Origin of the sequence: Mycobacterium sp. (assembly GCF_965277065.1) — a bacterium.
Lineage (GTDB): Bacteria > Actinomycetota > Actinomycetes > Mycobacteriales > Mycobacteriaceae > Mycobacterium.
Genome location: NZ_CBDIBT010000019.1, coordinates 436,844 through 454,703 on the forward strand (window position 1 = coordinate 436,844; position 17,860 = coordinate 454,703).

Sequence of the window (17,860 nt, forward strand, 5' to 3'; positions counted from 1 at the left end):
TAGTGACAGCGCCCGAACGATGACCGCAGGAGCGAGACGACTCAATGGCGAAGCGGACCAGATACAGCGAGTACCAGAACAACTATGCCAACTACAAGTTCGAACTCACAGACGAAGGCATCCTGTTCATGCAGTGCCATACCAACGGCGACAGCCTGGTGTGGAGCTGGAAGGCCCACGACGAGATGTCGGACGCGTTTGCCGATATCGCCGGCGACCGCGAGATCAAGGTGCTCATTCATACCGGCACGGGCGAGAACTACAACGCCAACTGGGGTCGCCTGCCCAACGGCGAACTGCCCGAACCCCCCATCTATCAGGCCATGCCGGATGACCGCGGAACGCACAAGCTCGACGAGAAGGCCTGGTACGCACGCCATCTCATCTTCAATGTGCTCGACGTCGACGTCCCGATGATCAGCGCGGTCAACGGTCCGTGCAACATGCACTCCGAGGTGCCGATCATGGCCGACATCGTGCTGGCCTCCGAGGACGCCTACTTTCAGGACGCCTCTCACTTCCCGCGCGGGCAGGTGCCCGGTGACGGTCAGCACGTGATCTGGAGTGTGCTCGCCGGGCACAACCGCGCGCGTTACTTCCTGCTGACGGGTCAGAAGGTCAGTGCGCAGGAAGCCAAGGAGTGGGGCGTGGTCAACGAGGTGCTGCCCAAGGACAAGGTTGTGGACCGGGCCTGGGAGCACGCTCGCGAACTGATCAAGCGACCACCGCTGACACTGCGGTACACCCGACAGCTGTTCACCAACCCGCTCAAGCGGGCCTTCGTCAACGAACTCGGCCACGGCCTGGGCCGCGAGACCTACGCCCAGCGCGTGTTCTTCCCGTTCGGCGGTGAGATGGCGCCGCTGGACCGGGCTTGGGACGACGAGCCTTGGAGCACACCGCACAACGGGACGTCCGCGCAGGAAGAAGCTCATTCGTGACCAGCATCCAGCAGCGCCTGTCCACCGGACGTGGCAAGTTCACCACCGACCACCCCGAACTCGGAACGGCACCGGTCGATTACGAACACTCCATTTCACCGGAGTTCTTCGCCGACGAGCGCGAGGCTGTGTTCAGCGAAACTGGTTGTGCGTCGGTCGAATCGAACGACTGCCACGCAGGGGCTCATATCTCACCCGCGACCTGCCCGGCCGGCTGGCCTCGATCGTGATCGCCCGCGACCTCGACGACACGGTGCATGGCTTCCACAACGTGTGCGCCCACCGCGGCAACAAGGTCGTCTGGCAGGAACATCCCGGCGAGGAGTCGTCGGGAAGCTGCGCAGAACCGCATCCCGGACTCAGGTGCCGCCTTCTTCGAGATAATCGCCGAACCCGCCGTGTGATAGGACTCCCAACGTGACCGCATCCCCTCGACCCAAGGCACGCGACTCCACGACGCGCGAGTTGTTGATCGCCGCGACGAGTCAGATCATGGTCGAGGATGGTTACGCGGCGGCGACCTCACGCCGGGTCGCGGCGCAGGCCGGGGTCAAGCCAGCGCTCGTGCATTACTACTTCCCCACCATGGACGAGCTGTATCTGGCTGTCTTCCGGATCGGCGCGACGATCTACCTGGACCGACAACAGAAGGCGCTGGCCTCCGACCGGCCGTTGCACGCGTTCTGGGAAACCCTGACAGCACCCAAAGACACTCGACTGCTGTTGGAGTTCATGGGACTTGCGAACCACCGCAAGGAGATTCGTGCAGAGATCGCGGCCTGGTCCGAACGCTGGCGCGAACAGCAGATCACCGCACTGAATTTCATCGTCCGCGAGCACGACCTCGACACCGACGATTTCCCGCCGGCCGCGCTGGCTGTGATCATCGCCGCCATTGGGCGCACCCTGATTCTCGAGCAGGGGCTCGGCACCGCCGGCGGTCACGATGAGGCCGTCGCATTGGTGCACCGATTCCTGGACAAATTCGAGATGCCCCAGCCGAAGGCGCGGCAAAGCCGCGCCGCCAAAACCGGCTAGGGCTCCCGCCGCGCTGAAGGAGACCCGCGATGGCGCTACCCACGTTAGTACTTGTACATGGGGGCGGACTCGCCGCCGATTCTTGGGAACTCACCATCGATCAGATCCGTTGGCTCGCCCCTGACTTGACCGTGCTCGCACTCGACATGCCGGGAAGGAGGAGCAAACCGGGAGACCTGAGAAGGATGACCATCGCCGACTTCGTCGACTCGCTCGTCGACGACGTCGAGAGCGCCGACCCGGAGAGCATCGTCATCGTCGGTCATTCGATCGGAGGCATGGCGCTTCCGGGCATGGCCACCAAGCTCGGAGCGCACAGGGTCCGCGAAATGATCTTCGCCGCCGCCTTTATTCCTCCACGGGGAGCGACACTTGTGGACACCTTGCCCTGGCTACTTTCAAAAATCGCTCGGCGCTTCGCCAAAAGGGGCGTGCCGCGCGAAACACCTGGCGCAATAGCACGTTTCGCGTACATGAACGGCATTCCTTCGGATCGCCGCCTGTTCATGAAAGACAAGCTCTACCCGGAATCGCTTCGCATCCTTACGGAAACCGTGCCTCAGCACACATTGCCTGACGACATTCCGCGCACATGGCTCATGACACTGCGGGATCGCGCTATCGCGCCGAAATTGCAACGCAAAACGATGGAGGCGATCGGCGGCGTGCAGACGCTGATCGAAATCGACAGCTGTCATATGGTGATGGTTAGCGAGCCCAAACAGCTGGCAGAAATCCTCGTCGGGCGCTGCGCGCTCTCGTAATCGATATCCCACTGCGGCCAGCGGTTGAGGATCTCGTCGAGCGCGACGCGGACCTCCAGCCGGGCGAGGTTGGCACCCAGGCAATAGTGCACGCCTTTCCCGAAGGTGATGTGCGAAATGTTGTCGCGATGGATGTTGAAGCTGTCCGGGTCGGTGTACCGACGGGGGTCCCTATTCGCGGCGCCGAACAGCAGCAGCATCGCACTACCTGTCGGGATGGGGGTGCCGTAGAGCTCGAAATCCGTTGCCATCCAACGAGCTACGTGTGGGCCCGTCGGCTCGAAGCGCAGCGTCTCGTCTATGGTCCGGTTCAGCAGCGAGCGATCCTGGACCACCTCGCGGCGTTGATCGGGATGCTCGGCGAGCACCTTGGCCAGCCAGCCGATCAGGCGCCCCGTCGTCTCGTTGCCCGCGCCCGCAACCACCTGGGTGTAGTGCAGCACTTCTTTGCGGGTCAGCTTTCGGTGCACCCCGCGCTCATCGTCGAATTCGACGTTGAGCAGCGTGGTCATCAAGTCGTCGGACGGGTTCTTCGACCGCCACTCGACGTAGTCGGCGTAGATCCGCCCGTCGGCGATGGAATCGGCGTTGGCGACTTTGAGCGGCGCACCGGGCTTGGTACGCAGGTTGGCATCGTTGGCGTCGCGGACCGAGATCTGTTCGGACTCAGGGATTCCCAGCAACATCCCGATCACCCGCATCGGCATCATCGATGCCAGCTCGGCGATGACGTCGAAACCACCCGATCCGACCAGCGGGTCCAGGCATCGCACGCAGTATTGGCGAATCTGTTCCTCGATGGCGGCCATCCGGCGCGGGGTGAACACCCGTGACATCAGACCGCGCAACATCGAATGCTCGGGCGGATCCTGAAACATCATCACACCGCGCGGCATGTCGAACTTCGACTTCACCAACTCGAGGATGTCGCTGCGACGGCTGGAGAAGACCTGCCAGTTCGCCAGCGCCTGCTCGACATCGGAATGGCGTGAGATCGCCCAGAAGTCGTACTGCTCGTTGTAGTAGACCGGAGCTTCCTCGCGCAGCCGCGCGAATGTGGGATACGGGTCGGTGTTGATCCCGGTGTCGTAGGGGTCGTAGTAGACGTCGGTCTCGAGTGTCCGGCCCATCCGAAGCCTTCCGTGCAGAATTTTGGGCGATCGCCCAATACCGGGCGCACGCCATGTCTAGCAGCCTGGTACTCGGCCCGTCAAGACCCCTGGAGCGCAGTGAGCAGCGCCGTGAACAGCCACGAATAGACCTCTGATAACCGGGTACACGTCCGCAATACGCGGCAGAATGGCTAGACGATGTGTCAGCCACATTCGACGAGAAGCCAGGGGCACGCCATGAAATTCATCCGGAACGCTTCGGCGATCGGCGCGACGGCGATGGTCGCGCTGGTCGCCAGTGCCGGAACGGCGGGAGCCGGGACCGACCCGACGTACTTCTACAACTCCGACGGCAGCATGGAAGTGATCTACAGCGGTGGTGGGCTCGCTACGTACGCGACCGTTGTCGATGAGCGAAATCCCGAAGGTTCGACGCAGTTTTGCCACTATCACTCGCAGGGCGTCATGGGGACGGTCGCGTTTCCATACGACGCGGACGTGGCGGTCACCGGGCCGCACCCGTCAGCGCCCATCACCATTATCTTCCAGCAAATCGGTGGCCGCTACAGCGTCAACGTCACGTGCAACCAGACGGGTAATTCCGCCGCCTTCTCCCCGGTGCTTCTGGTCTCGTGAGACCACTAAAACCTGTCCGAAATTGACACACAACGCCTGACCTGGCGTTAATGTGCTCTTCGTGAACAGCAACCGGTCAACCAACGGGCGGGCCCGCTGGTTGGCGTTCGGAGCGACCATCGCTGTTTCGGCCGGCATGTTTTATGCGCAGAGCACTGAGTCGCGGTGCTGCGGAGACAAGGCCACCGCCAGCGCCCCCAGCGCAAGCCCGGTCGCCCACACTCAACCCGCGACTCCCGTCCCGTCGGCGCCACCTCCGGCGGCACCGCTGCGGATGGCCAGCCCCGCCGAACTGAAGTCATTGACCGCAGATGCGCCCGCGGCCGCGCAGAGCTTCACTTTCGCGTTGCCGGCCGGCGTAGCACCCGAGAACGGCCTGCAGGTCAAGACCATCTGGGCGGCCCGCGCCATCAGCTTGCTGTTTCCGCAGATCACCACCATCGGCGGATACCGCCAGGACGCGTTGCGGTGGCATCCCAACGGGCTGGCCATCGATGTGATGATCCCGAACCACAACTCCCCCGAAGGCATCGAGCTCGGCGACCAGATCGCCGGGTACGCGCTGGCCAACGCCAAACGGTGGGGAATCGACCACGTGATCTGGCGGCAGAAGATCTACCCCGGTCTGGGCAAGCCGAGTTGGACGGCCAATCTCGGCAACGAAACCGCCAACCACTACGACCACGTGCACATCGCTACCGACGGAGGCGGCTACCCGACGGGCCACGAAACCTATTCGATCGGGTCCATGACACCGACGCCGCCGGCCTGATCAACGGGGCGACGACACCATCGCCACGACGCATTCAGCGGTCTGACCCGGCGCAGTCGCTAAACTGGCGGAACACCCAGAGCTACGGAGAGAGTTCATGAAACGCCCGGTTTTCACCGCCATTCGTGTCGCCGCTATTGCCGCCCCGGCTACGGCAATGATGCTGGTCGCACCCCTCGCTCACGCGCAGACTGGAGTCGAGGATTCCTGCAAGAGCGCCGGCGGTGAATACACCAAGAGCGAGGTGAGCGCGCACTTCGGGCAAGACCCGAGTCTGTTCGAGGAGTGCTGCACCGGCACCGGGGCGACCAAGAAATGCGTGGACTACAAGGACGGGGTCCAAGGGCCTACCTACGGCGGTTGAGCCGGTCGCTCGCCTAGCCTCCCATCATGGCCGTGACTCCTCGGCCACTCGATGTAGAGGGAGAGCTTCGTTGGGACGAGTCGATGGAAAAGTCGCGCTGATCACGGGCGGTGCCCGCGGCATGGGCGCCCAAGCCGTCGTCGACGAAATGATCCGCTCGGGCAAGGGTTCGATCATCAACATCTCGTCGATCGAGGGCTTGCGGGGCGAACCGTTCGCACACGCCTACGTCGCCTCGAAGTGGGCCGTGCGTGGGTGACCAAATCCACCGCGGTGTCCAATCTTGTCCTCTATTTGGCCAGCGACGAATCCTCGTATTCGACGGGTTCGGAGTTCGTCGTCGACGGCGGGGTCACCGCCGACACCCCCAGGAAAGATCTGACCACCTAGCAACGGCCGACGGAATGTTCGCCCCGGATGCGAACCGCGTTGCGGCGTGCGTGAATGGTGACATGCGGCAACGGCGCGGCGGCGCCAAAGCAAAGGGGTATTGGAGTGTCCGACAAGACGGCCGACGATATTTTCAAGCTCGCCAAGGACGAACACATCGAATACGTCGACGTCCGCTTCTGCGATCTGCCGGGCACCATGCAGCACTTCACGATCCCGATCTACGCCTTCGATGAGACCGTGTTCGAGGAAGGGCTGGCGTTCGACGGCTCATCGATTCGCGGATTCCAATCCATCCACGAATCCGACATGTTGCTGCTCCCCGATCCGGAGACCGCGACCATCGACCCGTTTCGCGCCGCCAGAACGCTGATCGTGAACTTCTCGGTGCATGACCCATTCACGCTCGAGTTGTATTCGCGCGACCCCCGCAACGTCGCCCGCAAGGCGGAGAATTACCTGATCAGCACCGGCATCGCCGACACCGCCTACTTCGGCCCGGAAGCCGAGTTCTACATCTTCGACTCGGTCAGCTTCGACTCACGCACCAACGAATCGTTCTACAAGGTGGACGCGACGTCCGGGTGGTGGAACACCGGCGCGAAGAGTGAGACCGACGGCAGTCCCAACCTCGGCCACAAGGTCCGCCCCAAGGGCGGGTATTTCCCGGTTGCCCCCGCTGACCATTACGTCGACCTGCGCGACGTCATGCTCACCCACCTGACCAATGCGGGCTTTTCCTTGGAGAAGGGCCACCACGAGGTGGGCAGCGGCGGCCAGGCCGAGATCAACTACAAATTCAACACGCTGCTGCACGCCGCCGACGACCACCAGATGTTCAAGTACATCGCTAAGCAGACCGCGTGGCAGGCCGGCAAATCCGTCACGTTCATGCCCAAGCCGCTGTTCGGCGACAACGGCTCCGGTATGCATTGTCACCAGTCACTGTGGAAGGACGGCGTCCCGCTCTTCCACGACGACTCGGGATACGCCGGCCTCTCGGACATGGCGCGGCACTACATCGGTGGGCTGCTCTATCACGCGCCGTCGCTGCTGGCCTTCACCAATCCCACCGTCAACTCCTACAAGCGGCTGGTGCCCGGTTACGAGGCGCCGATCAATCTGGTCTACAGCCAGCGCAACCGCTCCGCGTGTGTGCGTATCCCGATCACCGGCAGCAACCCCAAGGCCAAGCGGCTGGAATTCCGATGTCCCGACGCGTCGGGCAACCCGTACCTCTCGTTCTCGGCCATGCTGATGGCCGGCCTGGACGGCATCAAGAACAAGATCGAACCGCCTCCCCCGGTTGACAAGGACCTCTACGACTTGCCCCCGGAAGAGGCCGCGGACATCCCGCAGGCTCCGACGCAGCTGTCCGCGGTGATCGACCGGTTGGAAGAAGATCACGAATACCTCACCGAGGGAGGCGTTTTCACGCCCGACCTGATCGCGACGTGGATCAACTACAAACGCGACTACGAGCTGGCGCCGTACAACCTGCATCCCACCCCGTACGAATTCGCGCTCTATTACGACGTCTGAGCCGCCGGCTACCGAAGATTGTCGCGCAACTCCATCAGGACGACACCGAGCATGTTCTCGCCGTCTCCGGGGCATCGACCGCAGCGGCAGTCGCCCCAGAATTGGTCATGCCAGGTGTTGCCTTCGACGAGCGTGTGCGGGTGAGTGGCGACGAGTTGCTCAGCAAGCGTTGGGTCGCTGAACTTCGCTTCGAGTACTTGCTCCATGACAAGAATCCGAATGTCTGACCAGTAACTGACAACTCGGACTTTGCGGCCGCGTCGTTTTGCGATCAGCGGCGTCTGCGACTCGAGAATCCATGCCCGGTCGTGCGGGTCGTCAGCCTTCAGCGCTTGATACGCGTGCTCGGCTGTCGGGTACTCGTCGTCGCCTATGCGGACCGGGTGGCGGTAGAAGTTGCTGAGAAAGTAAGCGGGGCCTCGAAAGTCATCAATCAAGTTCTCCATTTTCTGTTGCAGGGACAATTCGCATGTCGAGGATAGCGTCGGCGACTGACGTCACAGCGGGTTCACAGCTGCTCGAAGGGCGGCTCTGATGCTTCTCGGTTAGCGTTAGGTAACCCCATCGACAGCAGGAGCCTCACCATGAGCGACTACCTTGTGACTATCGAGTTCGATGACGGCGCGCGTGCGATCACGCAGTATTCGTCACCGAGTGACGTGAGAACCAAATTGGCCGAAGTGGTCCGGGACTTGACGGACGAAGACGGCATCGAGCACTTCCGGAGTGTGACTGTCAGCCAAGCGATCCGCACTCAGGCCGCCTGAGTTTTCAGCCCACAGTTGTTGTCACTCAACGGGATCGGGCGCCCAGCGCGGTCGGCGCGCCTCGAGCCGTTGCGGCCCGCGCGCCGCTGCGAGCGCCAACGCGGCCTCACCGTTGATCGCGGTCATCGGTGGCGGCTGGCCCTTGCGTAGCGTCGCGATCAACTCGCGATACGGACCGATGAGGTACACCGTGTCGCCGGCTTGCATCGCAGCGTCTCGGCGCGGACGCAACCTGACCGGTCCTTCGGGGCGGATGATCGCGATGACACGCGTCTGAGTCGACAGGTCCACCATCCGCATCCCGTCGAGCTCGCTGCCCTCCGCGACCAGCATCGCGCCGACCATGAACGAGCGCTGCCCGACCCAGAACGTCCCCAGCACCTGCAACCCCATCGCCGCGCCGATGAACCACGGCGCCGCCAGATCCACCACCGACCGCACGTTCTCGAAACCGAACTGCTGGTTCACGGCGGCGCTCAGCGTCCGGCCCTGCACACGCAGCACGATCGGGACCTCGGTGTCGGATCCGAGCAGTTCCAGCAGGACGATGCCGGTCCGGATGTTCTCCATGTCGTCCTGGGTCATCACCGCAACCCCGCGCGCGCGATCGATCCGCGCCGATTCCAAAGTCTGGCGCATCGTCGAGTCGCCGAAAATCACTGGCACGTCGAGCTCAGCGATCGTGGACAGCAGGCGGTTGTTCTCGTCTTGCTCGATCACGACGACGTCATATCCGGCAGCGACGAGGTCGGTCACGACGCGGATGCCCGTCGACCCCAGGCCGACGACGATGATGTGGTCGCGCATGCGGCGGGCCCGTCGCAGACCGGCCGTATGGACGAAGCGGCGCGACAGCAACAGGTCCGAGATGAGCGCGACGAGGATGGCGGTGATGGTCACCCCGCCGAACATCAGTCCGATGGCGAACCACCGCAACACACCGGACTGCGCCGCAAAACTGAAGTCACCGAAGCCGACACTGGTGATCGTCTCGGACGTGAAATACAGAGCATCGAGCCAGGACATCTTCGGGTTGACGTAGCTGAAACGCACCATCGTCGTCGCACCGAAAATCAGCACCAGCGTGAAGATCGCCGAGGGAAAGAGCAGCGGGTTGGCGTCCTCGCGCATGGCGCGCACCGCGTCGATGGCGCGTCGCACCCTGGAGTGGCGAGAGCGGGTCGCGGTCGAGGGCGGCACCGCGATCCCCCGCGCTTCCATCTCGTCCTTCGGGCCGATCATGGAGGTCCAGTCGCCCTTGGAGATGTGTAGGTCCCGCCCCGGACACGGCACCACGTCGCCGGGGCTGGGTGAGTTCTTACCATGCACGACGGCCACCGGCGCCAGGTCTTTGTAGAGGTCACGCAGCGTCCCATCCTTCGGGGCCTCGGACCCCCAGATGACGAATTCGACGCCAGCAGTGGCGAACTGGTGCGTGTTGCGTGACAGGACCGCCTCGATGATCGACGGCGCCGCGAGGTCGGCGACATTCAAGATCGCGCCGGGGCCGCTGACGGCGGCGACCGCGTCGCGCAGCATGTTATCTGCCAGCCGCGCCACCACGCGAACGTTCGGGCTGAATCGCCTTGCCAACAAAGCGATTTCGAGATTCACCGCGTCATTAGGCCCGGCGCAGACCACGGCCCGCGCACGATGAACGCCGGCGCCCAACAAATCGGCGGCCGAGTTGATCCGGATGATCCGGGCGCCGGCGCCCCGCAGTTCGTCGATGATGGTGTTCGCCAATGCGTCGTCACCGCAGACGATGATTTCGCGATGGAACTGAAAGCCTTCACCCTTTGGCGTGGCAGCCGGTTGGGTTTTCAGCTGACCAACGGGGTCGATCGTGACAGACATAACCCCTCCAGCCTCCACCGACACCTACGGTTCACGTTTCCTATGACTATCGGCCACCCTGCCGCAAAACGCCACCGGAGGCGACGGTATAAGGTCAACGAACAGCGCTGCGCCGCAAGCGGAGTCGCCATGCAACACGGTTGACTCGAAACCGTCACGCAAGAGAAACAGAGAATGGCCAGCCGTCAGGCGCCTGAGTAGTCAACCTGCCAGTGTTTGACGCCGTTCAACCAGCCCGACCGCAGCCGCTCGGGAGCCGCCAGCGCGGTGAGATCGGGCATCACGTCGGCAATCGCATCGAACATCACCCCAACGGTCATTCTGGCGAGGTTGGCCCCCAGACAGTAGTGGACGCCGGTGCCGCCGAAACTGAGGTGCGGGTTGGGATCGCGCAGCACGTTGAAGGCGAAGGGGTCGGTGAACACGTCTTCGTCGAAATTGGCCGATCGGTAGAACAACGCCAGGCGCTGGCCCGCTACGATCGGGACGTCACCGAGTTCGATATCGCGGAGGGCGGTGCGCTGGAAAGCCGTGATCGGTGTTGCCCAACGGATGATTTCGTCGGTGGCAGTGACCGGCCGTTGCGCCTTGACGATCTCCCATTGTTCGGGATTGTCAAGGAACGCCATCATGCCCTGGGTGATCGAGTTGCGGGTCGTCTCGTTGCCGGCGACGGTCAAAGTCACCATGAACAACCCGAGTTCCTCGTCGGTGAGCTTGTGACCGTCCACGTCGGCGGTGATCAGTTGAGTGACGATGTCGTCGCCGGGATGCTCGGCCTTATGTGCGGCGAGTTGCACGCCGTAGAACATCAACTCGCCGGCCGACTCAAGTGCCGCGGAGCCGGCGAATTCGGGGTCTTCGTCTCCCACCATCTGATTGGTCCAATGAAACAGCTTCGCCCGATCTTCGAGCGGGACGCCGAGCAGTCCGGCGATCAATTGCAGCGGAAGCTCGGCTGCCACCTGCGCCACGAAATCTCCGGTCTTCGCGGCCGCTGCCTCAGTCACAATGCGACGAGCACTGCGTGCCAAGTCCGCACGGAGGCGATCCACCGCGCGCGGCGTGAAACCCCGTGACACGATCTTGCGCATCCGGGTGTGCTGCGGCGCATCCATGTTGATCATCGAGAATCGGCCGAGCTCGATCTGCCCGCGCGCCGTCTCCTCGTCGACGTAACGCGGGACGATGCAATTCCGCGCACTGGAGAACACATCGCTGCGCCGCGACACCTCCCGCACATCGCGGTGTCTGCCCACTACCCAGTAGCCGCCATCGGTGAAGCCGCCGACCCCGGGCGCTTGCTCGTTCCACCACACGGGCGCCGCGTGCCGTAGCTGGCACAGCTCCTCGGTAGGCAGGCGCGCGGCGTACACGTCAGGGTTGGTGAAGTCGAACCCCTGCAGCAGCTGCGGATTGGTCATCGCGCCTCCCTACGAGAGCCATTGGTCGACGAGGTCAGCCCACCGACGCGAGATGGTGTGTTCCATCTCGCCACGCTGACGACGGACATTTTCGTTGTCGGGTTCGACCGTGCCGATCGTCAGCCGCGCCACTTCGTCGACCTGGTCGCGGTCCAATCCGAATGCGAGCAGGGCGTCGCGGTCGGTGTCGAGGTCGAGTTCGTCTGGCAACGCAGAGCGCGCCAGCAACACCGCCGCGTTCTCCTCGCCGACCTCGAGCAGCATGGCGACGACGTTGGACTTGGTCGCTTTCACACCGGCCGGCGGATGGAGAGCTGGAGTCCGTTGTCGCGCATGACGGTTCGACATTGATGCGGGGTGTAGTCGAAGTTCTCCAGGTCCTTGATGTAGGACGCGGGTTCGGCCAGACCCTCGACGTGGGGGAAGTCCGAGCCCATGATGATCTGGCTGTCGCCCAGTAGTTTCACCAGGCTCGCCAGTTCGTCTTCGTAGAACGGCGACACCCAGACGTGCCGTATGAATGTCTCGCGCGGATCTTCCTGGTAGATCTGCGGGATCTGGCCGAAAGACTTGGTCAGCTTTTCGAAGAGGTGGAACACCCAGTCCGAGCCGCTCTCAATCGAAGCCATCCGAAGGTTGGGGAAGCGCAGGAACAACCCGTTGTGCAGGTGGTTGGCAAAGGTGTCCTGAAGAGCGTTGCCGGAGAACAAGCTGCGGAACCCAAGCAGCGCCTGGAACGACATCATGTAGTCCGACTCGCCCCATGCCGGCATGAATTTCGAGTAGTACGTCTCACCGGAGTGATAGCACACGGTGATCCCCGAATCGTTTGCCAGCCGCCAGAATTCGTCGAACATCGCGTCACCGGGCGGGCGCATTCCGACCGCGGTGGTAATCGGGCCCGGAATCATCACGATGAAACGCGCATCGCGATCCAGCGCCCACTCGAGTTCGCGAACCGCGTCGTCCGGCTTGCACAAGGTGATGTAGGGCGCGGCAAAAATCCGCTCCTGATAAGCGAATCCCCAGTCGTCGTCCATCCAGCGATTGAAGGCCCGGAATGTCGCCACGGTCGCGTCCAGGTCCGGCAGCAGCGCCTGCTCCATCCCTACTCCAAGGGTCGGCAGCAGGATGCAGCCGGCCATCCCCTGTTCGTCCATCAACGCCAGGCGCGCGTCGCGGTCTCGATAGGCCGGCGGGATCGGCTCCAGATCGCCGAACAGCGCGTTCAAATCCGAACCTCTGGGATTGCGGCCACGGAAGTACTCGTCGAGTGCGCCGGGTTTGCCCACCGGGTCGAACGTCGGGTTCGGAATGAACCGGTTTACCCTGCCACCCACGAGAAGGCGTTGCCTGCCATCGAGCTGCGCCCATTGGATCGCCCGTTTTTTGAATTGCGGATCCATGTGCCGGGTGAACGCATCGAGGGCTTCGTAATAGTGGTTGTCGCAGTCGAAGAACTGAAACGGGAGCTGTGTCGTCATCGCGTCGGCGTCCTTTCAGTGGCGATGATTCAGTTGCGCGGCAAGCCGAGGACCATCGAGGCGATGATCGTCAGCTGGATTTCTGGTGTTCCCCCGCCGATGATTTCGGCAGGTGTGTCGAAATACGGCTGCACAATTGCCGGCTCGGACTTCTGCAGCATCGCGGCGCGGCCAGTCAGGCCAAGCGTTGCGGTCCACGCGCGGCGCAACAGGGTGACCATCGCGTACTTGGCGATGCTGGACGTCGGGCCGGCGCTTTGCCCTTCGACGAGCCGAAGAGTTTCGCGCAGCACCAGGGCTTTGATCGCTGTGCTGTAGGACTCGACGTCTCCGAGCGCGTGAAATGCGGCATCCTGCTCCGGGCCGGATATTTCGGCGACGGCGCGAAGCGCCCCCGACCGGTCGATGGTGACGTAATTTCCGATGGCCGTTCGTTCGACCGCCATCGTCGACACCGCGAGGCTCCACCCCTCGTCGGGTTCACCCACGAGCATGTCGTCGGGGACGAACACGTCGGTGAGAAACACTTCGTTGAACTCGAAGCGGCCGCTGGCCTGTTTGATCGGCGAGACCTCGACACCGGGCGACGTCATGTCCACCAGGAAATAACCGATGCCGCGGTGCTTCTTGGCTTCGGGATCCGTTCGGGCCAGCATGGCTCCGAACTCGGCTCGGTCCGCCAACGATGTCCAGATCTTGTGCCCGTTGACCAGCCAGCCGCCGACGACCTTGGCAGCCCGGGTGGACAGCGACGCCAGATCCGACCCGGCCCCCGGTTCACTGAACAGTTGGCACCAGGGCTGCACACCGCGCATGATCGGTTCCGCGAAGCGCTCGCGTTGCAGGTCAGATCCTCTGTTGAGGATTGTCGGAAGAATCCATTCCGCGATGCCGAGCGACGGCCGGACCAACCCGGGCCGCTTGCCGAACTCGTCGGCGATGATCACCTGCTGCACCGCGGTGGCGCCAACGCCCCACGGCGCCGGCAGATTTGGCGCCACCAGCCCCCGCTGCGCCAGCAGGTCACGCTGCTCGCCCGTGGCCAGGCCGGGAGTCCTGACGTCGCCGTGATAGGGATCGTTCGACAGCCTCAGCGCCTCATCCAGCGTGGCCGCCACCGTGGAACGGAATTCAGACTCGACGTCACCCAGGTGGATGGCGGTGGAACGTTGTGTCGTGCAGGCCAACTCGCCGACTTCCCGGGTCCAGCGGGTCATCGGGCCCAGTGATGCCGCCAAGCTGGTGGCGCGCCGCCAGTACAGATGGGTGTCGTGCTCCCATGTGTAGCCGATCGCACCGAACATCAACAGCGCGTCGAGCACCAGGTCGGGGGCCGCGCCTATCGCCATCACAGCGGCGGAAGCCGCCGCCAATCGATGCTGTTCGATGGACTCGCCCTGCGCGCGTACCGCATCCCATGCCGCTGATGCGGCGAGCTCTGATGCGACCAGCAGCTTCGCCGCTTTGTGTTGCAGCGCCTGGAAGGAGCCGACTGGTCGACCGAACTGCTCGCGGGTGCGAATGTAATCGGTTGCGGCGTAGGCGCAGTGGCGCACCGCCCCGGCGGCCGCACACGCGGCGAGAGCCAGCACGATGCATCGGGCCCGCGGCGTTGAAATACCTGATATTTCGGCACTCTCCGGCACGATGTGGTCGGCGAGTTCCACGACACCCACGTCGGTGCACAGGTCGGTGCCCTGTTGCGATTCGACCGTCAGACCCGGGCCCGGCGCGACCACAAACCAACGCCGGCTACCGTCCGCGGCGCGGGCCGGCAGCAGAATACGCTGCGCCGCGCAGATTCCCAGTACGGACTCCGATGCACCGTTGAGCCGCCAGGAGCTTCCGTCGGAGACGGCCTGGATGTCGCAGTGCTCGGGTAGTACAACGACGGCCGTCGCTCCCGCGGCCAGATCGGTCAGCAGCGGCTTGACCGATGCGTCCGCAAGATTCGCCACCGCGCTCGCCGTGACCGTGCTGAGCAGCGGGCCGGGTAACAGTGCCGCTGCGGCCGCTTCGAGTACGCATGCCGTGTCCGCCAACGTTCCGTCCTGGCCGCCGGCATGGCCCGGCAGGTGCACCGCGTGAAAGCCGTTGCCGACGAATTCGTGCCACCAGGAGGGTATTTCGCCGGCCGAGATCGATTCGAACGCGGCGCGGGTCTGGTCGATAGGCGCGTGCCGTGCCGCGAAACGGCTCACGGCGTCGACAAGCTGTTCCTGCTCAACGGTGATCGCCAGCGTCATCGATGTCAGCCTTCCAGCCCGAGAATCCGGGCGGCGTTGCCGTACAGGAATTTCGGCCAGACATCGTCCTTGAAACCAACATTCGGCAGCTCGCTGAAGATCCGCTCCAGAGACAGGCCCATCGGAAAGTAGCCGGCGTAGATGACCTTGTCGGCACCGCGAGAGTTCGCGTAGTCGATGATCGCCTTCGGGTAATACTTGGGCGCGAACGCTGACGTCGAGTAGTACAGGTTGGGCCATTTCAGCATGAGTTTGACGGCGAGGTCCTCCCACGGCTCGCAACCGTGGCGGGTGACGAACACCAGGTCGGGGAAGTCGAACATCACGACGTCGATGCGGGAGACTTCTTGGCAGGCAAAGGGAACCCGTGGGCCGGGGATACCCGCGCAGACAAAGATCGGGATACCAAGCTCGACACAGGTGGCATAGATCGGGTACATCTTCGGGTCGTCGATCGGCACTTGCGGAAACGTTCCGGCGGGAAACACCGACGTCGCACGGATTCCGAACTGCGCGTACTCCCGACGAATCGCGTTCACCGAACCCATGACGTCGTTCGGATCGACGAGTGCCCCGGAGGGCACGAAGCGATCCGGGAACGTCTTGAGCGCCAACTGCGCGGATTCGTCGCCGACCCCGATCATCGCTCTCTCGATGCCGAACCGGTCCATCTGCTGGAGCACCAGTGACACCGGATCATCGGTCGCCAGCCCCTGCGGAACGTCCTTGAACATGTACTCGACCGGAAACTCGAAATCCTCCTTGGATTCGCGGTCTTTGGTCTGCTTGCGGATGAAGTCGTACTGGGCAGAACCCTCGTGCGGAAACGCGATCATCGTGTCGATCACCGGTAAACCCACCGGTCCGGGCATGGAGTCCTCCGATCGCACTGGTGTCCGCGAGCAAGGTTGCCGCCGGTCCATACTGAAACACGGTTCTACTAAAGTCAACATTGAATATTGTTTTGAGCTGGGATAACGTAGCCACACACATCAGCGTCTAGAGCGCGGGTGAGAAATAGGTTCTATTCTGTGTCAGGCCGACTCGGAGGTCGTACCGTCAACACCGCCGTCCAACAGCCCGATGGCGCCGCCGTCGTTCCGCTGACCGATATGACGACCCGCCAGCTCGTCCGGCGAGCCACGATCATCGAAGCGGTCATCGATCTGATCGCCGAGGTAGGCGCCGATGCCGTGCAGATGCGGGATGTGTCCAAACGCTCGGGCGTAGCGCTGGCTACCGTGTACCGCTACTTCAACTCCAAGGAGTATGTGCTCGCGGTGGCGCTGGAGGACTGGCAGAAGCGACTGACCCGCCGCATCATCGCGTCTTGCGCGGGCCGCCCCAACCAGGACCCACTGCCGGGCATTTTGGATTACCTCCGACGCGCACAGCGTGCCTTTCACCGCAATCCGAATATGACCGCGCTGATGTTTCAGACAACCACGTCCACCGATCCCCAAGCCCGAGCCACGATCGAGCAGATGAATCGCACGAACACCGAGATGTTCAACAGACTGCTGGAAGGTGTTGCACCGGAGGATGTTCCAAACATCACCTTCGGACTCAACGCCGCTCTGAGCAGCTCGCTGGCAGGAGTGCTGGCCGGGATGATGACGCTGGAGGAATCCCTGCGTCGTGTCGAATGGGTCGCACGGGTTCTGCTGACAGATCGATGAGGCCCGGTAGTCCGCTACTTGATACCGAGCTGATTGCATTCCAAGACGAACAGCTCGGGCGGCGCCTCCGTGCCATGACGGCGCAGATCCTGGCCGTCACTGGTCGAATAGAAGTGGTCGGACTGGGCTTTGACGCACCGCTCGAGCTTGTGTTGCCCGGAGTTGTACCACATCCACCAGAGCGACACGATGACGACAGATGTCACAGCGACCGGTACGAAGAATCGTTTTCTCATGTCCTGGTTGAGGATAATAGCGCGTCGATGATGGCCAACTACTCGAACACCGAGAGGGCTTGATGTAATTCGCCATACGCGTCAACGAGCTGGTCGAGCGAGAAACCGATGTTCAGCCCACTCGGGTTGGGCAACACCCAGGCCTTCGTGCCAGCGAAGCCCGGCCGGTATCGACCCCAGGCGACGTCCGACACGCCGAGCATGCAGGCCGACGCCCGCTTACCGAGAAAGGCGATCGTTCGCGGCGCATAACGACGGATCTTTGATGCGAATTCGGGTTGTGCGCAGCGAAACTCAGCTGGCGACACGTCGCTGGCCGATCTCGTCGTATTCCGCGATTGCGATGTTGTCGGTCAGGAACACCGAGTCCATCAGTCCGCGTTCGGCGATCCGGGCCATGTCGCCGTAGTACGACAGGCCAAGGACGTTGCGGACGTCGTCGTCGACCACGCCCCACGCCGACTCGTGGTAGTCGTTGGGCCGTATAGACCCAGTGCGCTTTCGGCCGCCGCGGCCGCTACCTCCACTTTCTGTAGCCTTGCCCAGGGAGTCCGTTCAACGGGAGGCAATGTCATGAGGATCCGCATTTCACGCTGGGCGACGGGCCT

Annotated in this window: 21 protein-coding genes and 1 pseudogene; 11 read left to right on the plus strand and 11 right to left on the minus strand. The window is 63.1% G+C overall.

What is annotated here, in order from left to right:
• Positions 1-44: 44 nt before the first annotated feature.
• The 4 genes from ACQY5A_RS19225 (at position 45) to ACQY5A_RS19240 (ending at position 2,743) form a co-directional block, all read left to right on the plus strand.
• Positions 45-941, plus strand: a complete 897-nt coding sequence (locus ACQY5A_RS19225) for an enoyl-CoA hydratase/isomerase family protein (RefSeq protein WP_428341927.1) — start codon at positions 45-47, stop codon at positions 939-941.
• Positions 938-1,171: a hypothetical protein gene (locus ACQY5A_RS19230; protein WP_428341928.1), complete on the plus strand. Its 234-nt coding sequence runs from the start codon at positions 938-940 to the stop codon at positions 1,169-1,171. Before ACQY5A_RS19225 ends, ACQY5A_RS19230 begins: the two co-directional genes overlap by 4 nt.
• A gap of 187 nt (positions 1,172-1,358) precedes the next feature.
• Positions 1,359-1,979, plus strand: a complete 621-nt coding sequence (locus ACQY5A_RS19235; RefSeq protein WP_428341929.1) for a TetR/AcrR family transcriptional regulator — start codon at positions 1,359-1,361, stop codon at positions 1,977-1,979.
• A 29-nt stretch (positions 1,980-2,008) separates the two neighbouring features.
• Positions 2,009-2,743: an alpha/beta fold hydrolase gene (locus ACQY5A_RS19240; protein WP_428341930.1), complete on the plus strand. Its 735-nt coding sequence runs from the start codon at positions 2,009-2,011 to the stop codon at positions 2,741-2,743.
• Here the strand turns inward: ACQY5A_RS19240 and ACQY5A_RS19245 are convergent.
• The gene (locus ACQY5A_RS19245) at positions 2,674-3,873 is read right to left on the minus strand and encodes a cytochrome P450 (RefSeq protein WP_428341931.1); all 1,200 of its coding nucleotides are present in this window, start codon (positions 3,871-3,873) and stop codon (positions 2,674-2,676) included. The genes ACQY5A_RS19240 and ACQY5A_RS19245 overlap by 70 nt on opposite strands.
• A gap of 219 nt (positions 3,874-4,092) precedes the next feature.
• Between ACQY5A_RS19245 and ACQY5A_RS19250 the strand changes: the two genes are divergently transcribed.
• The 5 genes and pseudogenes from ACQY5A_RS19250 (at position 4,093) to glnA (ending at position 7,559) form a co-directional block, all read left to right on the plus strand.
• Complete coding sequence (locus tag ACQY5A_RS19250) at positions 4,093-4,491, plus strand: hypothetical protein (protein ID WP_428341932.1); 399 nt, start codon at positions 4,093-4,095, stop codon at positions 4,489-4,491.
• 136 nt (positions 4,492-4,627) lie between these two features.
• Positions 4,628-5,263 carry a glycoside hydrolase gene (locus tag ACQY5A_RS19255; protein WP_428343236.1) on the plus strand — a complete coding sequence of 212 codons (636 nt, stop codon included), beginning with the start codon at positions 4,628-4,630 and terminating at the stop codon, positions 5,261-5,263.
• A gap of 97 nt (positions 5,264-5,360) precedes the next feature.
• On the plus strand, positions 5,361-5,627 hold the full coding sequence (locus ACQY5A_RS19260; RefSeq protein ID WP_428341933.1) for a hypothetical protein: 267 nt from the start codon (positions 5,361-5,363) through the stop codon (positions 5,625-5,627).
• 121 nt (positions 5,628-5,748) lie between these two features.
• A pseudogene (locus ACQY5A_RS19265) lies at positions 5,749-6,017 on the plus strand (SDR family oxidoreductase); the annotation flags it as partial.
• Positions 6,018-6,122: 105 nt separating this feature from the next.
• Positions 6,123-7,559, plus strand: a complete 1,437-nt coding sequence (gene glnA / locus ACQY5A_RS19270) for a type I glutamate--ammonia ligase (protein WP_428341934.1) — start codon at positions 6,123-6,125, stop codon at positions 7,557-7,559.
• An 8-nt stretch (positions 7,560-7,567) separates the two neighbouring features.
• Here the strand turns inward: glnA and ACQY5A_RS19275 are convergent, their stop codons facing one another.
• On the minus strand, positions 7,568-7,996 hold the full coding sequence (locus ACQY5A_RS19275) for an NADAR family protein (RefSeq protein WP_428341935.1): 429 nt from the start codon (positions 7,994-7,996) through the stop codon (positions 7,568-7,570).
• Positions 7,997-8,143: 147 nt separating this feature from the next.
• On the opposite strand from ACQY5A_RS19275, the gene ACQY5A_RS19280 reads away from it, so the two are divergent.
• The gene (locus tag ACQY5A_RS19280) at positions 8,144-8,326 is read left to right on the plus strand and encodes a hypothetical protein (RefSeq protein ID WP_428341936.1); all 183 of its coding nucleotides are present in this window, start codon (positions 8,144-8,146) and stop codon (positions 8,324-8,326) included.
• Positions 8,327-8,347: 21 nt separating this feature from the next.
• On the opposite strand, the gene ACQY5A_RS19285 is transcribed toward ACQY5A_RS19280, so the two are convergent.
• The 6 genes from ACQY5A_RS19285 to ACQY5A_RS19310 all read right to left on the minus strand — a co-directional run bounded on the left by ACQY5A_RS19285 (position 8,348) and on the right by ACQY5A_RS19310 (position 16,209).
• Positions 8,348-10,183 (minus strand): NAD-binding protein, encoded by a 1,836-nt coding sequence (locus tag ACQY5A_RS19285; RefSeq protein WP_428341937.1) that lies wholly within the window; start codon positions 10,181-10,183, stop codon positions 8,348-8,350.
• Between the two features lie 185 nt (positions 10,184-10,368).
• Positions 10,369-11,607, minus strand: a complete 1,239-nt coding sequence (locus ACQY5A_RS19290; RefSeq protein WP_428341938.1) for a cytochrome P450 — start codon at positions 11,605-11,607, stop codon at positions 10,369-10,371.
• Positions 11,608-11,616: 9 nt separating this feature from the next.
• The gene (locus ACQY5A_RS19295) at positions 11,617-11,901 is read right to left on the minus strand and encodes a hypothetical protein (protein ID WP_428341939.1); all 285 of its coding nucleotides are present in this window, start codon (positions 11,899-11,901) and stop codon (positions 11,617-11,619) included.
• Complete coding sequence (locus ACQY5A_RS19300) at positions 11,898-13,091, minus strand: amidohydrolase family protein (protein ID WP_428341940.1); 1,194 nt, start codon at positions 13,089-13,091, stop codon at positions 11,898-11,900. Before ACQY5A_RS19300 ends, ACQY5A_RS19295 begins: the two co-directional genes overlap by 4 nt.
• A gap of 29 nt (positions 13,092-13,120) precedes the next feature.
• Positions 13,121-15,337 (minus strand): acyl-CoA dehydrogenase family protein, encoded by a 2,217-nt coding sequence (locus tag ACQY5A_RS19305; protein WP_428341941.1) that lies wholly within the window; start codon positions 15,335-15,337, stop codon positions 13,121-13,123.
• A gap of 5 nt (positions 15,338-15,342) precedes the next feature.
• Positions 15,343-16,209 carry an amidohydrolase family protein gene (locus ACQY5A_RS19310; RefSeq protein WP_428341942.1) on the minus strand — a complete coding sequence of 289 codons (867 nt, stop codon included), beginning with the start codon at positions 16,207-16,209 and terminating at the stop codon, positions 15,343-15,345.
• Positions 16,210-16,368: 159 nt separating this feature from the next.
• Between ACQY5A_RS19310 and ACQY5A_RS19315 the strand changes: the two genes are divergently transcribed.
• The gene (locus ACQY5A_RS19315) at positions 16,369-17,016 is read left to right on the plus strand and encodes a TetR family transcriptional regulator (RefSeq protein ID WP_428341943.1); all 648 of its coding nucleotides are present in this window, start codon (positions 16,369-16,371) and stop codon (positions 17,014-17,016) included.
• 14 nt (positions 17,017-17,030) lie between these two features.
• Here ACQY5A_RS19315 and ACQY5A_RS19320 read toward each other — a convergent pair whose 3' ends face one another.
• The 3 genes from ACQY5A_RS19320 to ACQY5A_RS19330 are packed head-to-tail and all read right to left on the minus strand — an operon-like array spanning position 17,031 to position 17,702.
• Positions 17,031-17,252, minus strand: coding sequence for a hypothetical protein (locus ACQY5A_RS19320; RefSeq protein WP_428341944.1), 222 nt, complete (start codon positions 17,250-17,252; stop codon positions 17,031-17,033).
• Between the two features lie 38 nt (positions 17,253-17,290).
• The gene (locus ACQY5A_RS19325) at positions 17,291-17,560 is read right to left on the minus strand and encodes a hypothetical protein (protein WP_428341945.1); all 270 of its coding nucleotides are present in this window, start codon (positions 17,558-17,560) and stop codon (positions 17,291-17,293) included.
• A complete protein-coding gene (locus ACQY5A_RS19330) occupies positions 17,547-17,702 on the minus strand; it encodes a hypothetical protein (RefSeq protein WP_428341946.1) in 156 nt (51 codons plus the stop codon). The genes ACQY5A_RS19325 and ACQY5A_RS19330 overlap by 14 nt, the downstream gene beginning before the upstream one ends.
• Positions 17,703-17,860 lie beyond the last annotated feature (158 nt).